General features: G+C 69.3%; 7 protein-coding genes and 2 pseudogenes. 5 read left to right on the forward strand and 4 right to left on the reverse strand.

Annotation, left to right across the window (positions count from 1 at the left end):
- Positions 1–72 precede the first annotated feature (72 nt).
- Together E6R62_RS42290 and E6R62_RS34525 are read right to left on the reverse strand one after the other, a co-directional pair.
- Positions 73–908, reverse strand: a pseudogene (locus E6R62_RS42290) (cytochrome c oxidase assembly protein).
- Positions 905–1,297 (reverse strand): DUF2243 domain-containing protein, encoded by a 393-nt coding sequence (locus E6R62_RS34525; protein WP_306432505.1) that lies wholly within the window; start codon positions 1,295–1,297, stop codon positions 905–907. Before E6R62_RS34525 ends, E6R62_RS42290 begins: the two are co-directional and overlap by 4 nt.
- A gap of 618 nt (positions 1,298–1,915) precedes the next feature.
- Here E6R62_RS34525 and E6R62_RS40000 point away from each other — a divergent pair.
- Together E6R62_RS40000 and E6R62_RS34535 are read left to right on the forward strand one after the other, a co-directional pair.
- Complete coding sequence (locus tag E6R62_RS40000; RefSeq protein WP_168714270.1) at positions 1,916–2,275, forward strand: DUF1360 domain-containing protein; 360 nt, start codon at positions 1,916–1,918, stop codon at positions 2,273–2,275.
- A 444-nt stretch (positions 2,276–2,719) separates the two neighbouring features.
- Positions 2,720–3,391: a hemerythrin domain-containing protein gene (locus E6R62_RS34535; protein WP_136217429.1), complete on the forward strand. Its 672-nt coding sequence runs from the start codon at positions 2,720–2,722 to the stop codon at positions 3,389–3,391.
- A gap of 287 nt (positions 3,392–3,678) precedes the next feature.
- Here E6R62_RS34535 and E6R62_RS34540 read toward each other — a convergent pair whose 3' ends face one another.
- Complete coding sequence (locus E6R62_RS34540) at positions 3,679–3,867, reverse strand: hypothetical protein (protein WP_136217430.1); 189 nt, start codon at positions 3,865–3,867, stop codon at positions 3,679–3,681.
- A 158-nt stretch (positions 3,868–4,025) separates the two neighbouring features.
- Between E6R62_RS34540 and E6R62_RS34545 the strand changes: the two genes are divergently transcribed.
- Positions 4,026–4,334, forward strand: coding sequence for a hypothetical protein (locus tag E6R62_RS34545; RefSeq protein WP_136217431.1), 309 nt, complete (start codon positions 4,026–4,028; stop codon positions 4,332–4,334).
- Positions 4,335–4,524: 190 nt separating this feature from the next.
- Complete coding sequence (locus E6R62_RS34550) at positions 4,525–5,058, forward strand: hypothetical protein (protein WP_136217432.1); 534 nt, start codon at positions 4,525–4,527, stop codon at positions 5,056–5,058.
- Positions 5,059–5,267: 209 nt separating this feature from the next.
- Here E6R62_RS34550 and E6R62_RS34555 read toward each other — a convergent pair whose 3' ends face one another.
- Entirely contained in the window at positions 5,268–5,777 is a 510-nt protein-coding gene (locus tag E6R62_RS34555; protein WP_136217433.1) for a hypothetical protein, read from the reverse strand.
- Positions 5,778–6,173: 396 nt separating this feature from the next.
- Here E6R62_RS34555 and E6R62_RS34560 point away from each other — a divergent pair.
- Positions 6,174–6,372 (forward strand): annotated as a pseudogene (locus tag E6R62_RS34560) (cytochrome ubiquinol oxidase subunit I); the annotation flags it as partial.

The raw sequence follows: 6,372 nt of genomic DNA on the forward strand, positions 1-6,372 counted from the left end.
CGTCCTCATCCCGGTCATCGGCCGCCCGGCAGGCTGTGTCGGGCGCCCGACGTCGCCGGGGGAGCCGAGGATTCACGCGGAGGCGTCCTCGGTCTGCGGCCTCCTGACCGTGGTGGAGCGGCGGCGGGCGCGGCGGCGGGCGCGGTCGGTGGCGGTGTACCACTGGGCGGCGAGCACGGTGGCCAGGGCGATCTCGGCGATGTCGCCGCCGTAGTACGTCAGCTGGGCACCGCCCTGAAGGTCTGCGGAGGTGAAGGCGGTACCGGGCGGAGGCAGCACGTACAGGGTCTTTGCGAGGACGGTGTGGGCCCATCCGGCGGCCAGGAGGGCGCCACCGCGCCAGCCAGGTTCCACCTGCGGCTCACGGGGTCGAGCCGGCAGACGGTGAAGGTGAACAGCAGCCCCGCGGCCAAGACGTGCGCGTGGACGGCCGCGCCGAGCAGAGGCCGGTGATGGGTGGCGGCGAATAGAGGCGTCCGGTAGAGCAGCCACAGGCCGCCGATGTCCAGGGCGGCGGCCATGGGCGGGAAGAGCAGCCAGGACACGAGCCTGGCATGAACGACGGACAGCAGACGCCGGCGGGCCGGCCCGGCGGGCAGGATCCGCATGAGCAGCGTGAGCGGGCGGGCGAGGACCAGCAGCACGGGGGCCGCCATGGCGACGATGAGATGCTGAGCCATGTGCGCGGTGAACGACGGGCCCGGCAGCGTGCCGGTACCCGCGTACGCCAGGGCGGTGCCGCCGGCGGTGATGGAGGCGTCGCGCTGCCAAGGCCACCTGTCTCCTCGCCGACGCAGCCGCGCAGCCGCCAGTAGATAGATGAATGCGGCCGCCAGCGCGGCTGCGGCGGCAAAAAAGCCAGAGACGGCCGTGCTCTCGTACCCGGGATGGGTATGCGTGTGGATCATGCCGTCGCGGACGCGTGGCGGCGGGCCCGCACGGTGAGCGTGATGCCGAGGAATAGCAACACAAGACCGGCGGCGTTCCAGGCCCAGTCGTAGAGGGTGATGTCCACGTCGTAGCGGATCTGGTGCACGCGCAACAGCTTGTGGTCGACGATCCCGTCGAAGAGCTGGAAGACGCCCAGGCCCGTGAAGAACCCGGCCCAGGCGTGGGCAGGCGCCAGGGCGCGGCGTCGCAGGAGATCGGCGAAGAGAAAGCAGCCGGCTACCAGAGCCAGAAGCTCGCCGGTGTGCAAGAGGCCGTCCGACAGCAAGCCGACGCCGAGGGTGGAGGCGTCGTAGAAGTGGTGCCAGTGCAGGAGCTGGTGAAAGACGATCTCATCGACCGCTGCCATCACCGCCACCCCTATCAGAAGGCACACGGCCAGCGACCGCCGTGGCAGACAGGGGCACTCCTGGGAGCCGGCATCGGCCTGTTCGCGACGCATCACGGCTGGTCTCCTGACGGACGACGGCTATGGGGGGCGCGCTACGTGTACCCGCGATGCCGTCACAGATCCCGCGGATGCGCACCTGGGTGACCGGTGACCGGCTGCCCTTGTGCAGCTCGGACGAGGAGACACTCGGACCCACGTTCCACGGCGGATGCATGTCCCTTTCGACACATGAGCATGGCGGCAGGGGCCATGGGCCTCGCACGAACCCGCACCCCCTCTGCGCGGAATGAGCGACATGGTGTACTCGCGACGCTTCCCCGCACGCCGCCCGGCGGGGCAGCCGTCCGGGTGCCGATGACTGCCCGGTGGGGAGGAGCTGTGAAGACGGTGAGGCCGCCCCGTTCTCTCGCTTACACCATCGCCCGCCTAGGGTGCTTGGCGGACTTCCACGGCCGCGCGGCAACCGGGGCAGGCTACGCTTCGCCGAGACACGGGCTCGCCTTGGCCGGTTTCGGGGTCTACGCCGGCTGCTGGGCTCTCCTGGTACGGACCCGTGGCAACCGTAATGTGGTGCCCGTGGCGCTCCCGGAGGTACTGCTGACGGCGACGGCCACCTTCCGTCTGACCCGACTGCTCAGCAAGGCCAACGTCACCCGGCCGTTGCGCGCCCCGTTCACCGACGTGGAGGAGGCAGGAGCCCCGGCGGAGTTCAACGAGGTGCCCAAGCCCGGCCACCAGACGGTCGGGGAGCCGCTGACCTGCCCGTTCTGCCTGGGCGTATGGGTGGCGACCGGCCTCACCGCGGCCCTCATGGTCTGGCCGCGGACAGCGTCCGCTGTGGTGCGGGCGCTGTCCGCGGTCGCGGTCTCCGACGCCCTGAACCTGGGCTATACGGCTCTCGTCAAAGCGGTCGAGGAAGACGACCCCTCCGGTTGACCGGTCTCCGCCGCGCCCTCGAACGGGGCTGTAGTCCCCACCATGGCCGCGGCAGGCCATCTCCGTGCCGGGCCGCCGACCCCGTTCTCCACAGACCCCGTTCATCCAAAACATGAGTGTTCCGGTGGGGGAAAGACAGCATCTGCACCCGGCAATGTCAGCGCATGGCCCGTTGGTGGACGACGGGTCGAAGAGCGACCCGAAGACGAGGAGATGGGCCATGACGCAGCCCCCAACTGCAGAGGCGTCGCAGCGACACGTTCGCCCATGCCGACGAGCAGCGGGCAGCTCCGTGGCGGGATTCCGAAAGACTGCTGGACGAGATCCGTTACGGCGCCTGCGAGAGGGCAGGAGCCGGTGAGGCGCGCTCGCCCCCTGACTACGTCCGCGAGCCGACCGGACAGCTGACGGAATCCTCTTGGCCCAAGTGTGAGGAGCAACCCCATGCCCTCGTCCATCGCACGACAGAGCATCGAGCAGCTCGGCGGGGAAGCCAGCATCCTGGCCCGCCAACGGCGGGACCACGAGGAACTCGACCGGCTCATGCGCCGCTACGACGCCGACCCGCACCCGCCCGAAGAGCGACAGCAGATCCTCAAGGACATCATCCAGTTCACCTTTGCGCACGCCTTCGCCGAAGAGACCGTTCTCTGGCCGGCCCTGCGGCGACTCCACCCGGACGGCGATGCTCTGACCTCTCGCGTGGAGCAGGAACACCAGGAGATCAACGTCCTCGTCGCCGCCATCGAGCGCACAGATCCGGCCTACCCCAGGCACCGCGAACTCACCTCGCGGGCCTTCGACGTCATCCGCCAGGACATCCGCGACGAGGAAGACCTGCTCCTTCCCCGCCTGCAGGAGGCCCTCGGTAACGACAGGGCACGACTGCGGAGCCTGGGCACGGCCTGGGAAACCGTACGGCGCACTGCGCCCACACATCCCCATCCGTCAGTACCGCGCCGCCCTCCCGGCAACGCCCTGGCCGGCCTGCCGCTGAGCCTGTACGACCGTGCCCGCGACACAACGTCGGCACGCCGCGGGGCGAAAGTCGCCATCGTCCTCACCGCGGTCTTGGCCGCCTGGCTCCTGCGAGCCGCGATACGGCACCGCAGCTGACAGTGCACCCAGGCATACTGCGCCGAGCGGCCAAGCTCCCTTCTTCATGGCATGCGCTTCAAAGGGTCGGTCGGGGCCGGAGCGAGCACCTGGCCCCTTCCTGCTTCAGGTCCTATCAGCGCGACATCCCGATTTGGAATGGCTCGCGGCGGCCAACTCAAGGACCGACGGATGCGCGCGCCGTCATCCGCCCCGACGCATAGCGGCCGCGCGAAGGGGGTGCCGGTACCGGCGAGGTCCGGTACCGGCACCCGCCGCCGACAGGACTGGCCGGGACGATTCGGTGCCTATTCCTCCTCGCCCTCGCCCGACGACTCCTTCGCGCCGTCACCGACCCGTTCGGAACTCCGGCTGGGCCCTGCGGCTGGCGGTGGACCGCCCCGCTCCTCCTGCGGGGTCACATCGTTCTCGCCGGTGACCTGCTCCAGCGGCGACTCGTGGCTCCTGCTGTCGTCACTCGTTCCGGAACCTGGCATGCCTCATGCACCTCCTCCGAATGTTCTTGCGTCCTTGCGCCTTTCCGACTTGGAGGCTCTATAAGCACACCGGAGGCTCAAAGTGTCGGGGCTGGCGCACAGGCGTAGCCTGCGTCGGCCTGGGCAGGGGCCGCGTGAGGAGCGCGCAGGAGGACGCCATGGTGGACGGCGAATCCGAGGCCGCAGGATCTGCGAACGTACCTGGGACGGGCAATATGACCGTCACACCGGATCATGTACGGGCCCTGCTCGACGCGTCGAACGAAGAGAAGGTCCTCATCTGCATCGCGGGTCGGGTGGAAGTCGTGGGTGCGGCCGACCTGCAGGAGTCCCGTTATGCGGGTGTCCTGCGCGTCGTCTCCTCGGCAGACCTGGCCGCCATGGCGGCCCTCGGCCCTCCGCAGAAAGCCGACCCGAAGGTACTGGCCTCGCTCTTGCAGGCAGCGTTATCGCAGCTCGGCGCCTGACGCGTCTGCGCGCCGGGGCCGGATCATGGAGGGCGCTGCCTTCCGTGGGATGCCGTTGCCCGCGGTGTACGTCTCCCCGCCCTCACACGCTGAGCGCCGGGTGAGGGCATCCGGGTGAGCCGGGACGGCAACGGGATACACCTGGCCGGCTGAGGTGGATGGCGGCGACTCGGTCGGGTACCCGACAGACATGATCAAGCGCGCGTTGTGGCAGGGGCTCGTAGCCGGTACCGCCGGTGGCCTGGTGATGACACTGGGGGAGAAGATCGAGCAGAAGGTCACTGCTCGGTCCGACTCCCACGTCCCCGCGCGCGTCCTCGAGAGACTGACCGGTATGCGGGAACAGTCCGGTAAGCAGCCGCTTGCCGTCAACTGGACCATGCACTTCGGCCAAGCCGCCCTCCTGGGCGTCCTTCGCTCGGCCATGGCCAACGCCGGCCTGCGCGGACCGGTGGCCTCGGCCCAGTTCACCGTCGTCCGCCTCACCAACGACCAGCTCCTGGAGAACGCCACCGGAGTCGGCGCGCCGCCACAGACCTGGCCCCGTGGGGAACTCGTGGTAGACCTCCTGCACAAGGCCGTCTACGCCTTCACCACCGGCGCCGTCGCCGACGCCCTCGCCGCCCGCAACGGTCCAGGGCCCGGGCGACGCCATGCCGCCCTGCGCCCCGGTCGACATGCGGGCGTCGGCCCGTTGCCCCGCAGGGACGCCTACGGCCGATAGGTCTGTCAGGGACACCTGGCGGTCCCACACCCGATGCGAAGCCTCGCTCCGCCGCCGGGCGTCGCCGCCGTCCGGCCAGGTCGGGCGGGCCAGAGCGCCACAGGCTGCGCGTCTGACCGGTCCGTGCCGCCACCGATACCTCCTCGGACGCCTGGGGCGGGCGCGCATGTATCGGACCGTAGACGCCACCCCGCGCGCGGCCAGCCTCGTCAGTTGTCCAGCGGCGGCTGATCGGAGTCGGAACTCTCGACCGCGGTGGTGGGCTTCCGGCCTACGCTGCGCGTCCCGACGACCTCTGCAGTGCGTTCCTGGCGCTTGGCCGCCCGCAGCAGCAGCCCTCCCGCGAGCGCAAGCAGCACCAGGACGCTGCCGAGTACGACGTCGTAGACACGGTTGCTTTCATAAAACGACGTCTTCTGCAGGCCCAGTACGAACGGGGAGGCGATCAGCCATACCCCGCACAGGCCGACGATCACGTCGGACCGGATCCCCGCCCCCCGGTACAGTCGCGAGCCTGCCGCGAACAGCACGATGGTGCCGACGATGACCTCATTGACCTGGGCATCCTTGGCACCGTCCTGCTGAGCCATCGGAACCAGGCACAGGACCAGGGCCGCCACCAGCATCAGCAGACCGACGATCTGGTCGTGCTGCCCTTTGAGGAGGCTCTGCTGCCGCCCTGCCGGGCGCGAAATAACGTGGTGACTGTGCACAGCCATACCATTTTCCTCCGTCTGCCGTGTCACGAGTTGCTGCGCTGCCAGGGTCGCTGAGGAGCCCGCACAGCCACAGCGTCGGACGGAATCCGCCTCCGATCACAGGGGCGCGCGGCTGGGAGCGGTGTATGCCATCGCCAGGCCGGCCACCGAGGAGTGGGTGGGAGTTCTTGGTCTTTCACCGGGCGGCTACCCGACAGGCCGGTCGTAATCCCTCTGGCGACCCGGGAAGAAAACGCCTTTGCGGTCAACCGGAAAGCGCTTCGGGCACCCGTACGCGCCGTCGGCCGGGCGCCGGTGTCGAGAGGGTGCTGGAGTAAACACTTAAGGCATGTGTAAAGCCCCCGCCGGGGCATGAGTGCGCCGCCGTCCGCCCAGTACTTCGCGAAGGACCTCCGCATGGTGACGTCGACCGAGCCTGTGACTCCGATCCCGGTCCCCGGGAGGTCGTTGGGGAGCGTGCTGGCCTCGTGGTTGTCGACGACGGACCACAAGAAGATCGGGCACCTCTATCTGATCTCCTCGTTCGTCTTCTTCGTGATCGGCGGCGTCCTGGCCCTGTTGTTGCGGGCGGAGTTGGCACGGCCGGGCATGCAGA

This window comes from Streptomyces sp. A1136 (genome assembly GCF_004795055.1).
Taxonomy (GTDB): Bacteria; Actinomycetota; Actinomycetes; order Streptomycetales; family Streptomycetaceae; genus Streptomyces.

Coding starts and splice junctions, on each gene's coding strand:
- E6R62_RS34525 (WP_306432505.1), bottom strand. CDS start 1,297: ATGGCAGCGGTCGATGAGATCGTCTTTCACCAGCTCCTGCACTGGCAC.
- E6R62_RS34535 (WP_136217429.1), top strand. CDS start 2,720: ATGCCCTCGTCCATCGCACGACAGAGCATCGAGCAGCTCGGCGGGGAA.
- E6R62_RS34540 (WP_136217430.1), bottom strand. CDS start 3,867: ATGCCAGGTTCCGGAACGAGTGACGACAGCAGGAGCCACGAGTCGCCG.
- E6R62_RS34545 (WP_136217431.1), top strand. CDS start 4,026: ATGGTGGACGGCGAATCCGAGGCCGCAGGATCTGCGAACGTACCTGGG.
- E6R62_RS34550 (WP_136217432.1), top strand. CDS start 4,525: ATGATCAAGCGCGCGTTGTGGCAGGGGCTCGTAGCCGGTACCGCCGGT.
- E6R62_RS34555 (WP_136217433.1), bottom strand. CDS start 5,777: ATGGCTGTGCACAGTCACCACGTTATTTCGCGCCCGGCAGGGCGGCAG.